We start from the raw sequence: 1,942 nt of genomic DNA, 5'->3' as shown, positions 1-1,942 counted from the left end.
TTTTTCACTGAAACTTATTTTTCCACGCAATCAAGTGAAATTCTGCGAATTTTCGCGCGATCGCTTCCGCGATCCTCTTCTCGATTCTTTTTCCGATCGTTTTCCGGATCCTGTTTCAGATCAGGTTTTCGATCCTTTTCCCAATTATCCCGGCAGATTGTTTTTTTCGTGGCTTTTTTTCTTCCTTTTTCGGGTCACGCATTGACATCACAGACAACTAGGAATGTGATACAGGGTAGTGCACCTTATCTGACTTTCGACGGTGGTCGTACTCGTGCGGTTGATACTAACGGTCTGCTTGGGATTACTCTATCTGACGGAACTAGGTACACGCCTTCAACCAATACTTCATCTTCTTCAAGACCTATCACCTTGCCGGTTGCTGGTCAGAGTTTTGCTGATATTCGTATGTTCGTCCCAACTAATACAAATTCAGTCGATTTAAGTGCTCTTATCGGTCCTCCTAATAATTATTGGGGAGATGATGATGGTGATGCTGACGTTACTGCTACTGGTTCTTTAAGTTTATCTATCGTCGATAAAAACAATCAACCAGTGTCACGTGATACAATGTTAACGACGTGTACTGATTCTGCACCTTATAAGGTTACGTTATCCAGTTCTGACGGTATATTATCTACACGTTACGGATTTCCTAATCGTAGTACTTTCCGTGAAAGTAGCGTGACTTATTACGTCAATCCTAAGCCTGGTTCCTCAGTTTGTGTTAAATTTGCCAGACCTAACTTAAGGAATGGTACAGGTAATTATGCTGGCCCAGCTTCAATGTGGGACCCTGCTAATGGTTTTATCCCTCAGTCAACTGGCCCATCCTCTTACGGTAGAAACTTTCCTACAACTGGCGCTAATGGATTGTACTTTGATTTACTCATTAGTGGTAGTAGTCAGCCATTGTTTTGGTCTCCTGTTTCTCAGGGGGGTATCACAGTCACAATGTCTAATCCTACTGCTACAAGCGTACGCGTTACTTTAACGGGTCCTTACGCTACTCCATCCCAGCATAGTTCATCCAATCCTGGTCCTATTTCTAAACCTACTTTGCCTCAGACCTTCGAGTTGGTCGGTCGTGATAGTAATGGTACTCCAGTCGTCAGATATGGTTTTACTTTGAAGCAGTGGTTCATCAACCGTGGTAGTGTGATAGAGCGCAATTATTCTTCTGCTTTATCTTGGTGTAATAGTATTGGTTATCGTCTGCCTCGCGTAAGGGATTTAACCAACGCTGTTCGTACATACGATGGAGTTATCTCTGGCGCCACCCCTTCCTCGCCTAATAATAGGTACATGCGTCATATAGGTTCTGGATTTTTCACTGAGTGGGGTCGTATGGTGGATTATTCAGGCGTTGGCTTCCTCAGCCCTTGGTACTGGACTAGTGACCCGGTTGATAGGACCCAGTTTGTCGTGAGCGCATACGACGGTTACGTGGGTTGGTACTACACCAACCACGACTACTACGGACTTTGCTCCCATCCTTAGTTTTTATTTCTTCGTCCTTAATCCTTAGGGCGGGGGTGAGGGGTGATAAAAAATAGTGTTGAGTCATTAAAACTAAGCTGACTCAAGGAGTCAACGTCGTTTAGCCATAAAAAAAGCGATTTTGCGGCTAAGCGACGCTTCAATTACCCGCCTTGGCGGGTTTATTTTTGAGGAGTTTTATCTTAGAAAAAAAGTTGAGGAGCGGGGTTTTTGGGGTTTTAAATGTCACTTAAAAATTATTAAAATATCAAAATCACTAAATTTCTAATCCAAAGCCCTAAAATAAAATTTTCGAGGATCAATTGCTCTAATTTTAAAGATTTGTAATTGCAATATCTATAATTAAAACATCAATTAACCAATTATAATTTAGATCCTTTTTAGATCTTATTTACAAAAGTTAACGTAAATGAGCGAAAAAAAGTGTTGCATCGTGTTTTTC

At 41.6% G+C, this 1,942-nt stretch carries 2 protein-coding genes; both read left to right on the top strand.

Going from position 1 to position 1,942, the window contains the following annotated elements; translation table 11 throughout:
• On the top strand, window positions 1–205 hold a 205-nt coding region (locus J3U16_RS11795; protein ID WP_267343168.1), incomplete at its 5' end, for a hypothetical protein.
• Window positions 202–1,500, top strand: a complete 1,299-nt coding sequence (locus J3U16_RS11790; protein WP_267343166.1) for a hypothetical protein — start codon at window positions 202–204, stop codon at window positions 1,498–1,500. The genes J3U16_RS11795 and J3U16_RS11790, both read left to right, overlap by 4 nt.
• Window positions 1,501–1,942: the final 442 nt, after the last annotated feature.

Source organism: Gilliamella sp. B3023 (assembly GCF_026536845.1).
GTDB classification, from domain to species: domain Bacteria; phylum Pseudomonadota; class Gammaproteobacteria; order Enterobacterales; family Orbaceae; genus Gilliamella; species Gilliamella apicola_E.
Note: the sequence above shows the minus strand (reverse complement) of the source record. Positions and strands in the feature narration are given on the sequence as shown.